Annotated in this window: 17 protein-coding genes and 1 pseudogene; 15 read left to right on the top strand and 3 right to left on the bottom strand. The window is 61.3% G+C overall.

Translation table 11 applies throughout. The features are described from left to right. Positions 1–134: 134 nt before the first annotated feature. The 11 genes from BLV27_RS05950 (at position 135) to BLV27_RS05900 (ending at position 11,420) form a co-directional block, all read left to right on the top strand. The gene (locus BLV27_RS05950; protein WP_092643891.1) at positions 135–1,160 is read left to right on the top strand and encodes a TRAP transporter substrate-binding protein; all 1,026 of its coding nucleotides are present in this window, start codon (positions 135–137) and stop codon (positions 1,158–1,160) included. 122 nt (positions 1,161–1,282) lie between these two features. After that, positions 1,283–2,134, top strand: a complete 852-nt coding sequence (locus BLV27_RS05945) for a TRAP transporter small permease subunit (RefSeq protein ID WP_244504564.1) — start codon at positions 1,283–1,285, stop codon at positions 2,132–2,134. 34 nt (positions 2,135–2,168) lie between these two features. Further along, positions 2,169–3,797 (top strand): TRAP transporter large permease, encoded by a 1,629-nt coding sequence (locus tag BLV27_RS05940; protein ID WP_092643889.1) that lies wholly within the window; start codon positions 2,169–2,171, stop codon positions 3,795–3,797. A gap of 10 nt (positions 3,798–3,807) precedes the next feature. Next, positions 3,808–4,749 carry a phytanoyl-CoA dioxygenase family protein gene (locus BLV27_RS05935; RefSeq protein ID WP_092643887.1) on the top strand — a complete coding sequence of 314 codons (942 nt, stop codon included), beginning with the start codon at positions 3,808–3,810 and terminating at the stop codon, positions 4,747–4,749. 4 nt (positions 4,750–4,753) lie between these two features. Further along, complete coding sequence (locus tag BLV27_RS05930; RefSeq protein WP_092643885.1) at positions 4,754–6,256, top strand: UxaA family hydrolase; 1,503 nt, start codon at positions 4,754–4,756, stop codon at positions 6,254–6,256. 10 nt (positions 6,257–6,266) lie between these two features. Continuing rightward, positions 6,267–7,256: a Gfo/Idh/MocA family protein gene (locus tag BLV27_RS05925; RefSeq protein WP_092643883.1), complete on the top strand. Its 990-nt coding sequence runs from the start codon at positions 6,267–6,269 to the stop codon at positions 7,254–7,256. Between the two features lie 61 nt (positions 7,257–7,317). Next, a complete protein-coding gene (locus BLV27_RS05920; protein ID WP_092643881.1) occupies positions 7,318–8,139 on the top strand; it encodes a shikimate dehydrogenase family protein in 822 nt (273 codons plus the stop codon). Then, positions 8,120–9,028, top strand: coding sequence for a phytanoyl-CoA dioxygenase family protein (locus BLV27_RS05915; protein ID WP_244504563.1), 909 nt, complete (start codon positions 8,120–8,122; stop codon positions 9,026–9,028). The genes BLV27_RS05920 and BLV27_RS05915 overlap by 20 nt, the downstream gene beginning before the upstream one ends. 3 nt (positions 9,029–9,031) lie before the next feature. After that, on the top strand, positions 9,032–9,913 hold the full coding sequence (locus BLV27_RS05910) for an NAD(P)-dependent oxidoreductase (protein WP_092643876.1): 882 nt from the start codon (positions 9,032–9,034) through the stop codon (positions 9,911–9,913). Next, the gene (locus BLV27_RS05905) at positions 9,914–10,828 is read left to right on the top strand and encodes a DMT family transporter (protein WP_092643874.1); all 915 of its coding nucleotides are present in this window, start codon (positions 9,914–9,916) and stop codon (positions 10,826–10,828) included. Between the two features lies 1 nt (position 10,829). After that, a complete protein-coding gene (locus BLV27_RS05900) occupies positions 10,830–11,420 on the top strand; it encodes a LysE family translocator (protein ID WP_092643873.1) in 591 nt (196 codons plus the stop codon). Between the two features lie 216 nt (positions 11,421–11,636). Here BLV27_RS05900 and BLV27_RS05895 read toward each other — a convergent pair whose 3' ends face one another. The 3 genes from BLV27_RS05895 to BLV27_RS05885 form a co-directional block, all read right to left on the bottom strand. Further along, the gene (locus BLV27_RS05895) at positions 11,637–12,647 is read right to left on the bottom strand and encodes a carbon-nitrogen hydrolase family protein (RefSeq protein ID WP_211605485.1); all 1,011 of its coding nucleotides are present in this window, start codon (positions 12,645–12,647) and stop codon (positions 11,637–11,639) included. Positions 12,648–12,753: 106 nt separating this feature from the next. Further along, complete coding sequence (locus BLV27_RS05890) at positions 12,754–13,719, bottom strand: molybdopterin-dependent oxidoreductase (RefSeq protein ID WP_092643872.1); 966 nt, start codon at positions 13,717–13,719, stop codon at positions 12,754–12,756. A gap of 87 nt (positions 13,720–13,806) precedes the next feature. Then, entirely contained in the window at positions 13,807–14,703 is an 897-nt protein-coding gene (locus BLV27_RS05885; RefSeq protein WP_092643871.1) for a LysR family transcriptional regulator, read from the bottom strand. 468 nt (positions 14,704–15,171) lie between these two features. Between BLV27_RS05885 and BLV27_RS05880 the strand changes: the two genes are divergently transcribed. The 4 genes and pseudogenes from BLV27_RS05880 to BLV27_RS05865 all read left to right on the top strand — a co-directional run. Beyond that, positions 15,172–16,245, top strand: a complete 1,074-nt coding sequence (locus BLV27_RS05880) for a CmpA/NrtA family ABC transporter substrate-binding protein (RefSeq protein ID WP_211605484.1) — start codon at positions 15,172–15,174, stop codon at positions 16,243–16,245. 16 nt (positions 16,246–16,261) lie between these two features. Then, the gene (locus BLV27_RS05875) at positions 16,262–17,107 is read left to right on the top strand and encodes an ABC transporter permease (protein WP_092643869.1); all 846 of its coding nucleotides are present in this window, start codon (positions 16,262–16,264) and stop codon (positions 17,105–17,107) included. 4 nt (positions 17,108–17,111) lie between these two features. Then, on the top strand, positions 17,112–17,909 hold the full coding sequence (locus BLV27_RS05870) for an ABC transporter ATP-binding protein (RefSeq protein ID WP_092643868.1): 798 nt from the start codon (positions 17,112–17,114) through the stop codon (positions 17,907–17,909). A 569-nt stretch (positions 17,910–18,478) separates the two neighbouring features. Further along, positions 18,479–18,754, top strand: a pseudogene (locus BLV27_RS05865) (transposase); the annotation flags it as partial.

The raw sequence follows: 18,754 nt of genomic DNA, 5'->3' as shown, positions 1-18,754 counted from the left end.
GTCAGGTTGTCTACCGATTTTCATTTTCTGTGTTGCGCTATGCCGAATCCCCGTTAGGCTCCGGAAGCACGCGGCTCGAAGGGAGATTCATTTCGGATCCGGGCCGCAAGTTACGATTTTTTAGGGAGGAAAGAATGAAGACGTTTACCCTGGCTGCGCTTGCCGCCGCCACAACCGCTCTGACAGGTGCCGCGGCACTGGCAGATGGACACGCCACGACCAGCCTGCGCATTCAGACGCACTACGCCCCCGAGACCGAGTCGGGTCGTCTCGCGGCCGCCTATGTCGACAACGTTCAGACAATGTCGAACGGCGAAATCGCGATCGAGATGTTCTACTCGGCCTCCGTCGTGAAGCCGACCGAGACATTCGACGCGGCCGCGACCGGCATTCTCGATTGCGACATGACCGGCGGGGCCTACCAGACGGGCAAGAACCCCGCGTTCCAGTTCGTCGGCGACATCATGGGCGGTTACTCGACCCCCTATCAGCAGCTTTCGTGGCTGTACTACGGTGACGGCCTTGCCGCCGCTCAGGAACTCTACAACCAGTACGACATGCAGCTTGTCGGTTGGTGGGTTTACGGTCAGGAGAGCTTTGCATCGACGAAGCCGATCGCACAGATCAGCGACTTGCAGAACTGGAAGTTCCGTTCGCCTCCGGGCATGGAAACGAAGATCTTCGAGAAGTTGGGTGCCACGCCCATCGTGATGGACTTCACCGAAATCTTCACCGCGCTGGAAACCGGCATCATCGACGGCGCAGACGCCTCGGGCCTGTCGAACAACGTGGGTCTGGGTCTTTACGACATTGCCAAGTTCGCCAACTTCCCCGGCTTCCACTCGATGCCGTCGGACCACTTGGCGTGCAACAAGTCCGTTTGGGACGGTATGCCCGAGCATCACCGCCGCATCATGTCGATCGCGATGGAGAGCCTGGCCCTGCAAACCGCGCTGACGTTCGAGAAGAAGAACGCCGAAGCCGCAGCACAACTGCGCGCTGATGGGGTCACCCTCTCGGAGTGGTCACCGGAAGACCTGCAGGAATTCCGCAACGCCGCTCAGGCCACCTGGCCCGAATTCGCGACCACCCCTGAGGCCGAGGCCTTGGTGGAATCGCACCTGACGTATCTGCGTCAACTGGGTCTGGTTCAGGAATAATCTGAGCCTTTCGGCGCGGTCCATCCCGATTCCGGGGCGGGCCGCGCCAACCTACCCCGCCCCGCGATTCATTCGATCGGCCGGCGGGATGATTTTCAGCGCAGTCCCACGATGAGGTCACCATGACCGAGATACGCCCCGCAACCCCGGTCGAAACCGCCGCCGATGCCGGTCCGATGGTCTACAAGCCCGACGCGATCGAGGTCATTGTACCGCTCCTATTCGTGGTAACGATGGCTTGGACGACCTGGCACTTTCCCGGATTTCTGATCCTGCTGCGCGAACCCGGGCCCGAGTTGGACCGTTTGGCGCGCGAATGGCCGCTGCTCGGCCCGATAGACTGGCTGATGGCATTGGCCTCCTTCGTTCTGCTGGTCGTCGGCATCAAAACGGTGAAACGTGCACCGATGGAGTGGCAGGACTGGGGCCTGTTCGACCGTGTGTCATGCTTCCTGGGTCGCGTCGTCATGACGATCATTGCGTTGATGGTTTGCGTGATGCTCTACGAAGTCCTCCTGCGTTACGCCTTCGAGAAACCGACACTCTGGGCCAACGAGGTAACGCTCTGGCTGGCAGGATTCACGTTCCTTCTGTCCGGCCTCTATGCTATGCAGCAGCGCAGTCACATCCGCATCTACCTGCTTTACGATCTGATGCCGCGCGGGATTCAGCGAACCTGTGACGTGATCTCGACCGCGCTTATCGTGACCTTCGCGTTCTTCCTTGTGTACGGAGGCTATGGCGAAGCGGTGGCCAAGTTCCTGCGTTGGGAGTTGTATGGCACCGCCTTCAACCCGCCGCTTCCCGCGACAATCAAGCCGATGATCCTTTTGGTGATTGTTCTTGTTGCGGTGCAGGCCGTGGCAAACCTGTTCCGGGACTGGAACCTGGAACCGGTTATTCACACGGCAGCCGACGATATTGACCAAGATGAGCTGGAGCGGCTGCGCCGCGCCGTAGGCTCCAACGACTAAAGCCCGAGACGGGCACCCTGGGGGAGGGCACGACATGGATGTCGGAACGATTTCACTGGTCCTTTTGATCGGACTGATGCTGCTGCTTGCAATCGGGATGCCGCTGGGATTCGCCTCGGCCGTCCTTGCCGTGCTTGTCCTGGTCATGAAGTTCGAGCCGCAATTGCTGACCGCTCCCTGGGAGTTCGGGGAGGGGCTGCTGACCGGTCGCTTCGGGACCGGGCCGCTCGGCATTCTGGCGCAGAAGATCTTTGGGCTGCTGACGGATTACGTTCTGATCTCAATTCCGCTGTTCATCTTTATGGCTTCGCTGCTAGAACGCTCGGGCATCGCCAAGGATATGTACTCGTCCCTTAACGTATGGCTCAGCCGGACCCGCGGCGGAATCGCCATCGTGACGTCGATCATGGCTGTGATCATGGCGGCGATGTCAGGCATCATCGGTGGCGAGGTCGTCCTTCTGGGCCTTATCGCGCTGCCGCAGATGCTGCGCCTCGGCTACGATCAGAACATGGCAATCGGCACGATCTGTGCGTCCGGCTCTCTGGGTACGATGATCCCGCCATCCATCGTGCTGATCATTTTCGGCCTGATCACCGAAACCTCGATCAAGGCCCTGTTCACCGCGGCCTTCGTGCCGGGCTTCATGCTGGCTTCGTTCATTATCATCTATATCGTGGTACGCACGCAATTGAACCCCAGCCTGGCCCCCCTGCCACCCGACGACCCCAACGATCCCAAGGGTGCCGAGAAGACGATGCTTTTCGGCGCGTTCCTTGCCATCTTGGGTGCGGGGTTTGCCACGGCGCTGTTCCTGCGCGCGACGTTTTTCACCATCACCGGCCAAAACGCGGTAATCGAGAATGTTGAGCCGATCACAATGGGTCAGCCCCATCACGTAATCTGGACCGGCGTCGTCCTGGCGGCCTGCCTTGCGCTTATTTTCCTTGTCTTCGGCAAGGAACGCGGCGCGCGGGGCTGGAACATGGGTAAGGGTCTGGTTGCACCTATCGTTGTCATCGGTGTGGTCATGGGCTCCATCTACGGCGGAATCTCGGGCATTACCGAAGCGGCGGCCATGGGCGTGATCGCGGTGTTCCTGATCTCGGTTTTCCGGGGCGAGGCTAGCGTTGAGCTGGTCTGGGACAGCCTGATGCGCACCTTGAAATCCACCGGGACGATCATTTGGGTGACCATCGGGGCCGCGACCCTTGCGGGGGCCTACACCATCGCTGGAGGGCCGACCTACGTCGCCAACATGATTGTCAGCGCGGACCTGCCCACGATGGGCATCCTGTTGGTGATGATGCTGATCCTGCTGTTCATGGGGGCATTCATGGACTGGGTCGGGATCGTCCTGCTGATCATTCCGGTCTTCTTGCCCATCGTGCAGCGCCTGCCTATCGAGGAGATTGGCCTGCTGGGCGAGTTGCAGCCCAGGTACCTGGCCGTCTGGTTCGGGGTCCTGTTCTGTATGAACATGCAGGTCAGTTTCCTATCTCCACCGTTCGGCCCGGCGGCCTTCTACCTGAAATCCGTGGCACCACCTCACATCTCCCTGACGGATATCTTCAAGGGCTTCCTGCCATTCATCTGCATTCAGCTCTGTGCGCTGTCGGTCCTGCTGATTTATCCGCCAATCATTGAAATCCTTCTGGATTGACGGGGGCGGCATGACGCTTACCCCTGATCGGGTTCAGACATTTCACCGCCAGGGATACCTGGTGGTGGAGGACGTTCTGTCTACGGACTTGCTGAACCTGATTGAGACCGAGTACGCCGATGTATTGCGCGGTCTGTCGGCAAGATGGGGCCTGCCCTGGAAGGGGTTCTTCCCGACGCTGCACGCCATGCATTTGGCTGGGCACGATTGGTTTCAACCGATGGACATCTCCCTGCCCGGTGACGAAATCGCGGCGGATACACCGTTCCACGCCGGTCCGGCGGTCTTCGAATTGCTGACCTCCCCCGCGCTTTTGGACATCGCCGAAGCTCTCCTTGGCCCCGAGGTCACATCGACGCCGATCCAGCACCTGCGCATCAAACCGCCGGCACGCGACCTGGTCCCCGGTGAGGCCCGCGCCCATGTCGGCGGCACCTTGTGGCATCAGGACCGCGGGGTCGCCCATGCCGAGGCGGATGCCACGGATATGATCACCGTCTGGGTGGCGATGACCGACGCGACCGAGGAGAACGGATGTCTGATCGTGCAACCCTTCGCGGACGACGACGGCGGTGCACAGTCCATGCTGCCCCACTGCCCGCTGTCGCAGACGGCGATTCCGAAGGCACATCTGGACCCGGCACGCGCCCGCGCGCTGCCCGTGCGGCGCGGGGGAGTTGTTCTGCTGCATCCGATGGTACCGCATGCCTCGCTCGACAATCTCTCCGACGGGTTCCGCTGGTCTTTCGACTTGCGCTACCAAGTGACGGGCCAGCCGACGGGCCGCGCCCATTTCCCCGCCTTCGTTGCCCGCAGCAGGGCGCACCCTGCATCCGAGTTGCACGACTGGCGACACTGGCGCAGGCTTTGGGGCGAGGCACGTCTGGCCTGCGCCGCCCGTGACCACATTCCGATCCACCGCTGGACATCTGACAGCCCGCATTGCGCATGAGACCATGAACCTGACCATCAGACTTAGCCAGCTCGACAATGTCGTGACCGCAACCCGTGCCCTGGAAGCAGGTGCGACGGTCGAGGACGTCGCGACCGCGACGTTGATTCCGTCCGGTCACAAGATCGCGACGCGCGCGATCCCTACCGGGGAGCCGATCCGCAAGTACGGCCAGATCATCGGCTACGCGAGCGTGGACATCGCACCCGGCGACCACGTGCACACCCAGAATTGCGACTTTGCGGCGACGGATGTGGATTACGAATTCGGCACCGACCTGCACCCCGTGCCCCCCGCGACAGGCGATACCTTCATGGGGTACCGCCGGGACAACGGAACGGTCGGCACGCGCAACTACATCGCCATCGTCACCTCGGTGAACTGCTCCGCCACCGCCGCCCGCCGCATCGCCGATGCCTTTGGCCCCGAGGATCTGGCCGCCTATCCCAACGTCGATGGGGTTTGCGCCTTCGTGCACGGCACCGGCTGCGGCATGGCGGACTCTGGAGACGGTTTCGAGGCGTTGCAGCGCGTCATGTGGGGCTATGCCAAGCATCCCAACCACGCCGGCGTCCTCATGGTGGGCCTGGGGTGCGAGATGAACCAGATCGACTGGCTGCTGGAAGCCTGGGGCGTGAAACAGGGCCCGACCTTCCAAACGATGAACATCCAGAATGTCGCCGGCCTCCGTCGCACCGTTGAATTGGGCATCGAAAAGGTTCGCGCCATGCTACCCATCGCCGACAAGGCGACCCGCACGCCCTGCCCCGCATCCGAATTGAAGGTCGCCCTGCAATGCGGCGGTTCCGATGCCTGGTCGGGCATCACCGCGAACCCGGCACTGGGCCACGCCTGCGATCTTCTGGTGGCGCAGGGCGGGACGGGCGTTCTGGCCGAAACGCCCGAAATCTACGGTGCCGAGCACCTGCTGACCCGCCGCGCGCATGACCGTGCCACCGGCGACCGCCTGATCGGGCTGATCGAGTGGTGGAAGGATTACACGGAGCGCAACCGTGGCTCGATGGACAACAATCCTTCGCCCGGCAACAAGAAGGGTGGCTTGACCACCATCCTGGAAAAATCACTCGGGGCGGCGGCCAAGGGCGGCACCACGCCGCTTATGGGCGTCTACAAATACGCCGAGCAGGTCCGGGCGGCGGGATTCACCTTCATGGACAGCCCCGGCTACGACCCCGCGTCCGTCACGGGCCAGATCGCGGGCGGCTGTCATATCGTGTGCTTCACCACCGGACGCGGCTCGGCCTTCGGATCGAAACCGGCCCCCACGATCAAGGTGGCCACGAACCAGACCCTGTTCGACCGGATGCCGGAAGACATGGACGTGAACGCGGGCGACATCCTGGACGGGCGCAGCAGCGTAGAGTCCAAGGGACGGGAAATTTACGAGATGTTCTTGCGTGTGGCATCGGGCGAGGTCACGAAGTCCGAGGCACAAGGCCTTGGCGACTACGAGTTCGTACCTTGGCAGATCGGGGCGGTGATGTGAGGCGTTTCCCGTGACCCGCATACTCCTCGCCGGTACGGGTCTGATAGGCGAACGGCATCTGGCCCATATCGATGCGCACCCAGACCTGACACTTGCGGGCATCGTCGACCCCGATCCAGCCCGGCGCGCGCATCCCACAGCACGCGGCTTCTCGTCTTTTGACGAAGTCGACGTGCCCGTTGACGGCGTTCTGATCGCCACCCCCACCCCCAGCCACGCGCCGTTGACCATCGCCGCCGCCAAACGCGGCTGGCATGTGCTGGTGGAGAAGCCCGTGGCAGACACCCTGGCAAACGCCGATGCCATGATTGCCGCGGCGGACGAAGCGGGCGTGAAAATCCTCGTCGGCCATCACCGCCGCCATCATCCGCGCGTGGCCAAGCTGCACCAGGTGGTGACATCCGGTCGGATCGGGACGCCGGTTGCCGCGTCCTTGCTGTGGCTGATGCGCAAACCGGACGAATATTTTGATCTGGACTGGCGCGCAGGAATGGACGGCTCTCCCATCAAGCAGAACCTGATCCATGACATCGACACGCTCCGCTGGCTGTTCGGCGACGTGACGCAGGTCGTGGGTCTCGCCTCCAACGCCATTCGCGGGGCCGCACGGCCTGAAAGCGGAGGGGCGGTCCTGCGCTTCGAGGGCGGGGTGACTGCGACCCTGACCTACGCCGACACAACGCCGACCCCTTGGGGGTTCGAGGCGGGCACGGGCGAGAACCCGAACATCCCGCAGACTTCGCAGGATAGCCTGCGCATCGCTGGCACGGCGGGCGGTGTCGAGTTCCCCAGCCTCCGCGTCTGGTCGGGTGCGGCCAACTGGAACGAGGAGCCGAGACCAAACGATACGGTCGTCGAAGACGCCGTTCCCCTGATCCGCCAGTTGGAACATTTCGCAGACGTCATCGCGGGCCACGCCGCCCCGATCGTGGACGCAGTCAGCGCGCGTGGGACGCTTGAGGTCGTCCTGAAAATCGAAGCGACGACGGGGATCGGATGACCGTCTTTCCTTGCACTTGCGTTTTGCGGGGGGCACCGGGGCAGACCCCTGCGTTGTCCGGATGAAGACACTTATCTGCGGCCTTATCGGCGACAACATCGGAAATTCGCGACTGTCGCGCGCGCTGTCTATCATGTGCGGCGATCACGACATCGAATTCACATTCACGCCCATCGACACCAAGGGGCAGGACGCATTCGACTTCGACGCACAGGTCGACCTGCTCCGCCACGATGGCTGGACGGGGGTGACCGTGACCCATCCGTGGAAAACCTACGCTGCCGATTGGGCGGGCGATGCAATGGTGCCGGGGACGGAGACACTTGGCGCGTCGAACACGCTGATCTTTTCGCCACTTGCGGGGTTCAACACCGATTACACGGGGTTTCTGTCAGCGTTTTCGAATGTCCTCGATCGCCCGCCGGGGGCCGTCGCCGTAGCCGGTGCAGGCGGGGTCGCCCGGGCGGTCGTGCCCGCGTTGATCGCGATGGGTGCCGGGCCCGTGCATGTGTGGGACCGGGACGCCGAAAGGGCCCGTGATCTTGCCGCCCGAACGGGCGCGACGGCGATCGACATCGCGGATGCGGCGGACGCGATCCTCGACGCCGAAGGATTGGCCAATTGCACGCCGGCGGGCATGGACCCCTATGGCGGCACGGCCTTCGATGCGGCATTGCTGGACCGGCAGGCCTGGGCGTTCGACGCGGTCTACACGCCGACAGACACGCCCTTCCTGACCAGTGCCTCGGGTGCGGGGCTGGCGGTGTTGACCGGTTTCGACCTGTTCCGCTTTATGGCGATGCAGAGTTTCGAAGCCTACACCGGCATTGCACCCGACCCCGCCACGACCTTGCCGAAACTGAATGAACTCAGACCGAGGTGACGGAATGGAGTTCCTGACACATACCCAGAAGAAAACCTATGACCGGGATGGCTACCTGTTGCTGGAGCGACGTCTGTCGGCCGAACAGCTGGCTACCCTCCACGATGAGATCGACCGCTACACAGCCAAGGCCCGCGGGCTGACGGAGGGAACCGATGAGTTGGATCTGGAAGACAGCCACCAACCCGAAGCCCCCCGCGTGCGGCGCATCAAGCTGCCGCATACCCACAGTGCCGTGTTCCGCGACATGATGCTGTCGGATACGATCCTCGCCCCTGCGCGCGACCTGATTGGGCCGGACCTGCGGTTGCACACCACCAAGCTGAACATGAAGGAGGCGGGCTACGGGGCGGCCGTCGAATGGCATCAGGATTTCGCCTTCTACCCGCACACGAATGACGCGGTGCTGGCGATCGGAGTTATCCTTGACGACATGGGCCCCGAGAACGGCCCGCTGATGGTCTTTCCCGGCAGCCATCGCGGCGCGATCCATGATCATCACGCCGATGGATACTTCGTCGGCGCTATGGACCTCGCGCGGGATGGGTACGACATGAAGGACGCGGTCCCGCTGATGGGCCCGGCAGGGTCGATCAGCATCCACCACGGGCGTATCGTGCACGGCTCCGCCCTAAACACCTCCAGCAAATCGCGCCGCATCCTATTCTACGAAATGATGGCGGCCGATGCCTGGCCGATCATGGGATCGATGACCAAGTTCACCGATCTGGCCGATTACGACAGCAGACTGCTCTGCGGTCAGCCCCGGCAACCGCGGCTGGCGGACGTGCCGGTACGTGTTCCCCTGCCCGCCCCGCCCATCGGCAAGACGATCTACGAAATCCAGAAAGGTCTGCATGCGCGGTCCTTCGAAACGGCGAAAGGATAAGAGATGGCGAACATCGGATTTATCGGATTGGGCCTCATGGGCTCTGCGATGGTGCAGCGGCTGCTGGACAAGGGACATACGCTGACCGTGCTCGGCAACCGCGACCGCACCGGGGTCGACGCGGCGCTGGCGCGCGGCGCGACCGAAGTGGCGACCGCCCGTGACGTTGCTGCCGCGAGTGAAATAGCGATGCTCTGCATGGGCACATCCGATCATGTCGAGGGCCGGATGCGTGGGCCTGACGGCGTGATCGCCGGACTTTCGGAGGGTAAGGTCGTTATCGATTTCGGCACCTCGCTGCCCGAGTCAACCAAGACACTTGGCGACGAGGTTGCGGCGGCAGGTGGCATCTATCTGGACGCCCCCCTTGGGCGCACGCCCAGCCACGGGCGCGAGGGCAAGTTGAACATCATGTGTTCGGGGAACAAGGTGGCCTTCGACAAGGTCCGCCCCGTTCTGGACGACTTGGGCGAGAACGTCTTTCACCTGGGGGCCTTGGGCAGCGGACATACGATCAAGCTGATCAACAATTTCTTCGGCATGACGGTCGCCAATGCCATGGCAGAAGCCTTGGCCATGGCAGATTGCGCGGGAATCGATCGCCGACAACTCCACGAAGTAATGGCGGCAGGCCCGCTACATTCAGGCATGATGGATTTCGTGGCAGCCTACGGGATCGAGGGCGACGCAAGCAAGCTGGCGTTCTCGATCCGCAACGCGGCCAAGGATGTCGGGTATTACGGGAGAATGGCCGAGAACCTGTCTGCAGAGACGATTATGTCGAAATGCGCGCAGGAGGCGATGACAAAAGCCATCGAAGAGGGGCGCGGCGACGACATGGTCAGCCAGATGGTCGATTTCTACGTCGACCGGTTCAAAGGCTAGATGCCAACACCCGCCCCCGTCAGCCACCTTGCCCGCGCCCGGGAGGACAACCCCGGACGCGGCATCGCGCTGATGTTGTTGGCTTATGGGCTATTCGCTTGTACGGACACGTCGGTCAAATGGCTGTCGTTGGCAGGCATCCCGGCGATGCAAATGGCCTTCATGCGCTTCAGCGTACACCTGGCCCTGTCCACGGGACCGATGATCACATCGGCCGACCATTCGGGATGGACAGCCCCACGCGCACAGGCGCTGGCGATGCTGGGGCGCGGGACATTGCTACTGGTGTCGACGACGACGAACTTCATCGCGCTGCGATACCTGGACCTGACCGTCTCGGCGGCGATCATGTTTTCCTCCCCGATCCTGGTGTCTGCCCTTTCGGTGCCCTTGCTGGGAGAACGTGTCGGCCCCTGGCGGTGGGGTGCGATCGTGCTTGGGTTCCTGGGCGTGTTGATCGTCGTCCGGCCCTGGTCGGCGGAATTTCACTGGGCTGTCCTGTTCAGCCTGACGGCGGCGACGGCCCTCGCGCTTTTCTCGATCATGACACGCAAGATGGCCGGCGTCGCAGCCCCCCGAACGATGCAGTTGTACGCCGGGCTGGTCGGCAGCGTGGTCCTTGCCCCCGTCGCGTTCTGGGTCTGGGACAGCCCGACCACGGCACTGGACTGGGGACTATTGCTGGCAATCGGCTGCTTTGCATGGGGTGGCCATCACTTCTTCAGCCAGGCGCACGGCTATGCCGAGGCGAGCGTCCTGATGCCGTTCAGTTATTCGTTCCTGATCTACCTTGCGATCAGCGGCTTTGTCGTATTTGGCACGGTCCCCGATATGATGACGCTGCTCGGAGCCGCTGTCATCGCCGCTGCAGGGCTGGTCATCTGGTGGCGCGAACGCGTCCAACGGGATTTATGAAATGCTAACTTTTGCCGCCGCAGTCTTTTTCCTGATCATCACGCCGGGGCCGGGTGTCCTGTCGACGGCGGGCGTGGGGTCCGCCTTCGGGCCACGGGCGGGCACGCGTTACATGATGGGCCTGTTCATCGGGACCAATATCGTGGCCTTTGGCGTGATATCGGGCGTGGCGGCCATCCTTCTGGCGTGGCCCCCCCTGCGGGTCGCCCTGTTCCTCGGCTCGACCGGATATTTGCTGTATCTAGCCTACAGGATCGCCACAGCCGGCACGACAATCGCCATTATCCCCGCGACGCGCGAACCAGGTGTCCGCGATGGCCTGGCATTGCAGGCGATCAACCCCAAGGCCTACGCGGTAAATACGGCGCTGTTCGCGGGGTTTACGTTTCTGCCCGACACGCCATTGGTGGAAGCTGGCATTAAACTCCTCATCATGAACAGCATCTGGCTGCCGATTCATTTCGGTTGGCTGGGTCTGGGCATCTGGCTGCGCAGCCTGAACCTGAGCGGCGCGGTCCAGCGGGGCATCAACATCGCGATGGCGGCGTCGATGCTGCTGGTCGTGGGGCTGGCAGTATTCAGCCTGCGTTGACCTCAATCCAGTCTAAACGGGAGGAAGGGACAGTCCGTAACACGCTGCCCCCACCGCCGACCGGCGACGTTGTCCGGGCAAGGTAGTCGAAATGCAGCCCGTCCGACGCGGCCGACAGCCGTCGCGCGAATTGGCGGCCAATCTTACGAACGTTTTCTTGCCATCATGCCGCCGGGCTGAACGATGGGTCGCAAGCTATTTCCGACAATTGCAAAGCTACCCTTGCTTTGCCGAGCCGCCGACGAACTCCGCCGGGGGCCGCCGTGTGCGATCGACCTCCAGACGGAAAATGTCGAAACGGTTGTAATAACCTACGACATCGTGGAACTGCTTCGGCTCGATACAATCCGCGAGGCTGATGTCGCAATAGAGGATGCCTTCATCCTCCTGCATCTCGCCTCCGATCTGTTCGCCGGTCGGCCCGACCACCATACTGACTCCGCGTGCGCAGGTGTCGAAAGTCTCAAGCGCCTCCGGACCAAGCGTTTCCACGACCTTGCGGAGGGAGGCGTCAACGAAACCGCTAGCGACCACATTGAATACCTTGGCCTCGAACGCATGAGCACCCGCGCGGATCCGGATCGCTGACTTGAGATCATACCCTCCGGCTTCGCTTGATGGACGGGTCGGCCAGATCGGGGGATACGTCGACAGGTGCAACTGTTCCCCCTGCGCCATGAGGGCATAACGCGCGAGCGGGTTTGTGTTCTCCCCGCAGATCAGCATTCCGATGCGACCCGCCCGCGTTTCGCTTACCTGAAGTCCCGCCGCGTCCCCGCTCGCCCAAACGAGCTTTTCGTAGTAGGTTGGGACCAGCTTGCGGTGATGGTTGATCAGCGAACCATCCGGCCCGATGAGCGCGTTGGAATTCCATAGGCATCCCAGACTGACGTCCGTGCTCTCCGAGAACCCAACCGATACATAAACGTCATGCTGGAGCGCCGCTTCGCGAAGCTGAGCGATCTCCGGGCCGTCAATCCGGATCGAAGCCCGCGCAAATGCCCGGAACAGATCGTGCGACTGGATGGGCGATTGCAGCGCCACCCATACGGGGAAGGCCGGAATGTAGGATTCAGGAAAGACGATGACCTCGGCCCCGTTCCGCGCGGCCTCACCGATAAGGTCAACAGCTTTGGCAACCGTCGCTTCGGTGTCGAGAAAGACCGGGGCGACGTGACAGGCGGCGACCTTCAGGTTGGGAAGAGGTGAATTTGCGATTGCGGTCACTGGGTCAGGCCCTCTTCTGTTTCGGATCGGACGCTTGTAACGCGCAAGCCTGACCGCCAGAATTTGGGAAACCTGCACGCGCCTTTGCGAGAATTCCGCATTGCCATCAGGTTACGGTAACGGCGACGGAAAAAATGGCATTGCGTGCTCCGCTGGCCGGTTGAACGTCACCGGTCCTGGAATAGGCCCGAGACATCAGAAGCGCAGCGCCTTTGCTGGGTGACCACTCAAGGCTGAATCGTTGCCAGCCGCGATCCTCGGCTGGTTCGAGCACGGCTGTGTGCCATGATGTGCCGCCGTCAGTTGAGACCTCGACCCGGTCGATTCCCCGGTCGCCCCAGGCCCATCCCCAGACTTCCTGCGGCCCGGACGGTTTTTGACCGGACGAGGTGACAATGCACGAGGCCGGCGCAATGGCCCAGACCGGTCGGGCCGGACCGTCCGGCATCGGGTCGTTGTACCATCTCGACGTGAACGGGCCGTCGGCGCGATCCGTTGCAAGGTGCAGATGCGTCAGCCATTTCACGCTGTTCGTTCCGTAATAGCCCGGCACGAACAGTCGGACGGGAAAGCCCGCGAAATCCGGCAATGGAGCGTCGTTCAACTCGTATGCCAGAAGAACATCCTCTTCGACCCGACTTATCGGCAGATCCTTTTGAAAGTTCTCGACGTCGACACCCGCAAAGCTTCCGTGATCGGCCCCGGTGGCCCAGACGAACCGGGCGTCCAGACATGGTCCACAATCTGCCAGGATGTCAGCAAGGCGCGCCCCGCTCCAAACCATGTTGCAGACCCTCTGGGTCGGCACCTGGGGATTCAACGGGCTGCCCGCGCATTGATGGGCGGCGACGATCCGGTGCTTCGGATAAGCTGCGATGTCATCGAAGGTCAATTCCGCAGCGCGTTCGACCAGGCCGTCGATCTTCAGCCGCCAATTGGACCGCTGGATCTGCGGCACACCCAGATGCGACAAGGAAATCATCTGCGACACGGGCGTTATCTGGTCGAGCATATCGGCGGGCTGCATCGGAATCGACAGCGTCGTCGTGGGCGGGTCCATCCGCACGGCCATGAGATACTCCCTGTTGTCGTTTCCACAACGTACCCCAGCGATCAGACGGTAACCGCCCTGAAACCCTGCAAATCACCTTGCGACGATTCAGGCCAGTTCGTTCAAATAGTCGGAGTCCTGGGAGAGAGCTTCGCGCAGGAACCGCAGCAGGGCTTTGATCCGGGCCAGATATTCCGTGTCTTCGTGGGCCGAAAGCCATAGATCGCGTTTAACCAGGACCTTGTTCGGCAGCACCTGGATCAGTGCCGGGTCAGTCTTGGCTGAAAAGAACGGCAACAGGGCAATCCCGAATCCGGACGCGGCGGCCCGCTGTTGCGCCGCCATGCTGGTTGACCGAAAGACGACGTTTTCCGGGTCTAGCACGTCCAGAAGCCAGTGCACATTTTCGATCTCGACCATATCGGAGACGTAGTCGACGAAATCATGCTCGTTCAGGTCATTGATATTAAGCGGAACTCCCCGCCGGTCCAGATATTCGCGCGACGCAAACAGCCCAAGACCGAACTGGCCGATCTTGTCCACGGTAAGACGCGGGCCCGCAGGCGGCATGAAGCTGAGCGAGACATCCGCCTCACGTTTCGTAAGGTTCAGGAGGTATCTTTCCGTCACCAGTTCGACAGTAATGTTCGGGTGCAGGTCGTGAAAATCCTTCAGTTTGCGTGAAAGGTAAAAGGCAGCGATGCCCTCCATCGTCGCAAGACGCACCTTTCCGGCGGGTTCAACCGTGGCTTCCTGCGTAGATTCCGTTATTTCGAAACTGAGAACTTCCATCTTTTCGGCAATGGCAAAAAGGCGATGCCCGTCCGACGTCATCACGAACCCCTCAGAGCGTCGCTCAAAGAGGGACACGCCCAGGCTTTTTTCCAACTCGGCAATGCGGCGGCTGACGGTCGTATAGTCCACCGAAAGACGTCGGGCAGCAGGAGTCAGGCGCCCAAGACGCGCCAATTCCAGAAAAAATGTGAGATCGTGCCAGTTATACATTGCCATCTCCTTGGCCGGAGCATTGGCGAAAGTATACGCCTGACGCAATGTTAACGATTACATTGCCGCCATACGGATCGTTCTTGCAAAATAATCAGGCAGTCAAAAAACGCTGCGCATTCATGCAAAGTACCTTGCGAATTTGCGCGATAGTTTGTGCGACCTTTCGAGCCTAGCGTTTCGGGACAACCTCGGAAATCCAATAAAACAAGCCGAGGGTGGAGACACCGACAGGAGAGAAAAATGACCAAGAATTCACTTCAGCCACCTTGCGGCTGTCTTACTTGCGGCAGCAGCGACCACCTAACAGGCGACCATGACAGTGTCATGTCAGATGCCGTGGACCAGGCACTTCTGCACGGGCTCTTTCCCGACCCAATGACCCGCCGGACCATTCTGCGCACCGTCGGAGCCGCGACCGTTCTGGGCGCGCTGTCAACGATCCTTCCGGTCGATACCCTCAAAGCCATGGCAGCCGAGCCGGGGCCGCTCGAGAAGACTGATCTGAACCTCGGCTTCCTCCCGATCACTTGCGCGGCACCACTGATCTATGGCTCTGAATTGGGTGAATATTCCAAGCAAGGACTCAATGTCACGCTGAACAAGGTGCCCGGCGTTCCGGTCATCCGCGACAAGATGATCAACGGTGAACTCGACATTTCGCAACAGGTAATGCCCGTCGCGCTGACTATGTCCGCTGGCGTTGGTGGCCAGGCGATACCGACCAAGGTGTTGTCCATTCTCAACCAGAACGGCAACTCCCTGGTTATGGCAAAGCGGCACGCCGACAACAACAATCCGGCCAACTGGAAGGGCTTCACCTTCGCCGTACCGTTCGAACACAGCCACCAGAACCTGCAACTGCGCGCTTATCTGGCTAAGCATGGTTTGAACCCGGACACCGATATTCGTTATCGGCTTGTGCCACCGACCGAATACGTCTCGATGTTGCGTGTCGGCACGATCGACGGCTTCTTTGGCGGCGAGCCCGGCGGACAGCGCGCAGTCTACGAGGATGCCGGCTTCATCCACATGATCTCGAGGGAGTTCTGGGATGGTCACCCCTGCTGCTCGGTCACGGCCACGCAATCCTGGATCGACGCGCACCCGAACACATTTATGGCGATTTACCGGGCGATCATCGCCTCCAGTCTCCACGTATCCGACCCGGCGAACCGGGGCGACATGGCAGCAATCATGTCGCGGCCGGAATACCTGAACGCGCCCGAAGTGGTGATCCAACAGGTTGTGGGCGGGCGCTATGCTGACGGGCTGGGCAATATCAAGGAAGACCCCCGCCGTGTCGATTACCAGCCATTCCCGCACTACTCGGCGGCGGTCTGGATGATGGTTCAATTGAAACGCTGGAACTACGTCGACCAAGACATGGATTTCAAGGCGCTTGCGCAGGAGGTGATGCTTGCAACACAAGCTCATGACATCATGGCCGAGATGGGTGGCACGCCCCCTGAAGTGGGCTTTGGCACCGAAACCATCGGCGGCGAAACCTTCGACTCAAGCAAGCCAGAAGACTACCTCTGAGGGTGTCTGGCATTTCATGAAAGACCTCCTCGAAAATCACAGCTGGATCGGGACAATACTGCTTGCCGTTCTGTTCGTGGCCATTTGGCACGTGCTTACGCTGGCCCCGGTTCAGGAAATGTCGGAAGTCGACAGGGAATACGCCCTGTTGGCCGGTAAAAGCGCCGAGGCAACAACCGCCAGCGTCATCCCCGGTCCCGGTGCCACACTGGTCCGGGCGGTGGAGTTGGCCGGCGGGGCGCTTGACCGGTCCAACCCGAATGACGTCGGCATCTTATGGCACATGATCTATTCGCTGGGCCGCGTCATGCTTGGCTTCGTCATCGCTGCCGTGGTCGCCGTGCCCCTCGGGTTTGCACTCGGGGTCATGCCCCTCTTTCACCGCATCGTTAATCCGTTCATCGAAATTCTCAGGCCAGTATCTCCGCTGGCCTGGATGCCTCTGGCGCTCTACATCTTGCGGTCATCTTCTGCGGCAACGATCTTCATCATCTTCATCTGCGCTGTCTGGCCGATGCTGATCAACACGGCCGTGGGTGCGACTTCGGTCAGGCGCGAATGGATTAATGTCAGCCGCGTCTTCGGGCTGTCGTCCTTTGGCCATGTCAGGCAGGTGATCCTCCCGGCCAGCGTGCCGATGATCCTGACTGGGATGCGGATTTCGATTGGAACCGCATGGTTCGTCATCGTCGCAGCCGAGATGGTCGGGACGCAAAGCGGCATCGGCTATTTCATTTGGAACGAATGGAACAACCTCGACATCGCCAGCATGATCGTCGCCATCGTCTTGATCGGCCTCGTGGGGTTGGCACTCGACACGCTGTTGGGCCTGATCGGCCGCCGATGGTCGCACAAGGAGTGAACGAATGGCATATTTGAGTATCCAGGACCTGACCAAAAGCTTCCCGATCAAGGGCAAGCCGGATTTCGTCGCGCTCGACGGGATTTCGCTCGAAATCGAAAAGGGCGAATTCGCCACTCTGATTGGGCACTCCGGCTGCGGAAAGAGCACATTGCTCGATCTGATCGGAGGGCTGACGCAGCCAACAACCGGGCGGATCATATGCGACAGCCGCCCGGTCACCGGTCCCGGGCCGGACCGCGCGATGGTGTTTCAAAGCCATGCCCTTCTGCCGTGGCTGACCTGCTTTGAAAACGTACTCTTGGGGGTCAGACAAGTCTTCAGCAGGACCGAATCCAAGAGTGAGCTGAGCGACCGTACCGCGGCAGCGCTTGAGCTGGTGCACCTGACGCATGCTGCAAAGCGCTATCCGGCCGAACTCTCGGGTGGCATGAAGCAGCGAGTCGGCATTGCCCGCGCCTTGGCCGTGGAGCCCGCGCTGCTGCTGCTGGACGAACCTTTTGGTGCCCTTGACGCGCTGACACGGGCCAGCCTGCAAGACGAGCTGATGGGGATCATGGCAGATACCGCGACTACAACGGTCATGGTTACCCATGATCTGGATGAGGCGATCCTTCTTTCAGACCGTATTTTGATGATGACCAACGGCCCGGCGGCGCAGATCGGGGATGACTTGGCGGTCGCTATCGATCGCCCCCGCGACCGGCTGGAACTGGCGACCGCTAGAGGGGCCGTGCGCTATCGCGAGCAGGTTCTGGAATTCCTTTATCGGCGTCAGGCGCGACGGGTCGAGAGCGTCTGAGCTACAGGCACTCGAACCGCCCCCCTGAGCGGCGTGGTCGGCAGCCGCAGGTAACCCCGCCGGCGCGCTGATTGTGACCGTGCCGCTCAGGACAATTGGGCGATATGGGTGCCGCGAGGCTGGGCCATTTGGATATTGGTGAACCCCTACCCTTCGATGTTCGCAGGCGCGCAATCTGCCACGCTCCTGACGGTGGACTTGTCACGGGGGAGCAGTATCCTGCGGAGATGATTGTCTCGTCCCATGCGCTGGTGACAGGACAACCGCACAGATCTCCTGCCCAACTGCGCGTTAAAGTGGCGTTTGGATTAGCACCCAACCCAAGGCAAAAGGGGCCGGTGTCAAAGGCGCGGCCCCATTATTACATTAAATGTATCTTCAGACCGGGCCGATGTACTCGCCGCGTGCCGGATAGTTCTTCAACTACCTGCGCGGTTTCTCCCGCTGACGCCGCTACGCGAGTGACACACGATGTGCTGCAGGTCGAGGACCAACCCCTGAATAGCCCCTTGAATAGCCCCCAGTATTGTAGACGCTTTCTTCCCTAATTTTGAGGCAGGGAGGCCGTTATGGGGAAGCCAAATTTCAGTGAAGATTTTAAGCGTGATGCGGTGCATCAGATTGCAGTGCGGGGGTACGCCGTTCGTGAGGTTTCAGAGCGCTTAGGCGTCAGCACTTACTCGCTCTACAAATGGATGAAGTTGTATGCGAAAGCCGCGTCACAGGCATCATCTGTGGACCACGAGGCTGAGAACCGGAGGCTCAAGCGCGAGCTGGCGCGGATGACTGGGGGGCGCGATATCTTAAAAAAGGCCGCCGCGTACTTCGCCAAGGATGCAAGATGA

Origin of the sequence: Jannaschia faecimaris, from assembly GCF_900107415.1 — a bacterium.
Lineage (GTDB): Bacteria > Pseudomonadota > Alphaproteobacteria > Rhodobacterales > Rhodobacteraceae > Jannaschia > Jannaschia faecimaris.
This window is presented reverse-complemented; position numbering and strand designations above follow the sequence as displayed.

What these genes read in the sequence shown, in the direction of transcription:
- BLV27_RS05950 (WP_092643891.1), top strand. Translation starts at nt 135, where the DNA reads ATGAAGACGTTTACCCTGGCTGCGCTTGCCGCCGCCACAACCGCTCTG.
- BLV27_RS05945 (WP_244504564.1), top strand. Translation starts at nt 1,283, where the DNA reads ATGACCGAGATACGCCCCGCAACCCCGGTCGAAACCGCCGCCGATGCC.
- BLV27_RS05940 (WP_092643889.1), top strand. Translation starts at nt 2,169, where the DNA reads ATGGATGTCGGAACGATTTCACTGGTCCTTTTGATCGGACTGATGCTG.
- BLV27_RS05935 (WP_092643887.1), top strand. Translation starts at nt 3,808, where the DNA reads ATGACGCTTACCCCTGATCGGGTTCAGACATTTCACCGCCAGGGATAC.
- BLV27_RS05930 (WP_092643885.1), top strand. Translation starts at nt 4,754, where the DNA reads ATGAACCTGACCATCAGACTTAGCCAGCTCGACAATGTCGTGACCGCA.
- BLV27_RS05920 (WP_092643881.1), top strand. Translation starts at nt 7,318, where the DNA reads ATGAAGACACTTATCTGCGGCCTTATCGGCGACAACATCGGAAATTCG.
- BLV27_RS05915 (WP_244504563.1), top strand. Translation starts at nt 8,120, where the DNA reads ATGAACTCAGACCGAGGTGACGGAATGGAGTTCCTGACACATACCCAG.
- BLV27_RS05910 (WP_092643876.1), top strand. Translation starts at nt 9,032, where the DNA reads ATGGCGAACATCGGATTTATCGGATTGGGCCTCATGGGCTCTGCGATG.
- BLV27_RS05905 (WP_092643874.1), top strand. Translation starts at nt 9,914, where the DNA reads ATGCCAACACCCGCCCCCGTCAGCCACCTTGCCCGCGCCCGGGAGGAC.
- BLV27_RS05900 (WP_092643873.1), top strand. Translation starts at nt 10,830, where the DNA reads ATGCTAACTTTTGCCGCCGCAGTCTTTTTCCTGATCATCACGCCGGGG.
- BLV27_RS05890 (WP_092643872.1), bottom strand. Translation starts at nt 13,719, where the DNA reads ATGGCCGTGCGGATGGACCCGCCCACGACGACGCTGTCGATTCCGATG.
- BLV27_RS05885 (WP_092643871.1), bottom strand. Translation starts at nt 14,703, where the DNA reads ATGTATAACTGGCACGATCTCACATTTTTTCTGGAATTGGCGCGTCTT.
- BLV27_RS05880 (WP_211605484.1), top strand. Translation starts at nt 15,172, where the DNA reads ATGGCAGCCGAGCCGGGGCCGCTCGAGAAGACTGATCTGAACCTCGGC.
- BLV27_RS05875 (WP_092643869.1), top strand. Translation starts at nt 16,262, where the DNA reads ATGAAAGACCTCCTCGAAAATCACAGCTGGATCGGGACAATACTGCTT.
- BLV27_RS05870 (WP_092643868.1), top strand. Translation starts at nt 17,112, where the DNA reads ATGGCATATTTGAGTATCCAGGACCTGACCAAAAGCTTCCCGATCAAG.